The 389-nt window shown below is 29.6% G+C and carries 1 protein-coding gene; it reads right to left on the bottom strand.

The annotated features are described in order from the left end of the window. Positions 1 to 170 precede the first annotated feature (170 nt). On the bottom strand, positions 171 to 389 hold a 219-nt coding region (locus E4T88_RS18170; protein WP_221411844.1), incomplete at its 5' end, for a hypothetical protein.

The following is a 389-nucleotide window of genomic DNA, read 5'->3' as shown; positions in this document are numbered from 1 at the left end:
AGAGACAGATCTGATTGATGTGTGGATAACTAACTAAGTTATGAACAAACTTACGCACATCCCAAACATATGTTTCCAAGGCTATACTTCCCTTCCTCATCGTATTTACTGTATACAAATAAAAGTTATACACATTTTGTGGATAACTCAACCCTTTTGTGCATAACTTATTAACAACCCATCCAATTAAATTGTATCATACGATTCTTTTGATTTATATCTTTGATAATTGCCAAATTTTTAACTTTATAGTGTTCATGGATATATGATTTTAAAATTTTACCTTGTAAATGACCGATTTCAAATATGACTAGTCCATCTTTTTTCATCACTTTATCTAAATCATTTAGTATGCGTTTGTAAATAGCTAAGGCATTGTTTTGTGTGAA

It is taken from the genome of Dysgonomonas mossii (assembly GCF_004569505.1).
Classification (GTDB): domain Bacteria; phylum Bacteroidota; class Bacteroidia; order Bacteroidales; family Dysgonomonadaceae; genus Dysgonomonas.
The sequence above is the reverse complement of the archived record's forward strand: the minus strand, read 5'-3'. Positions and strand labels throughout refer to the sequence as shown.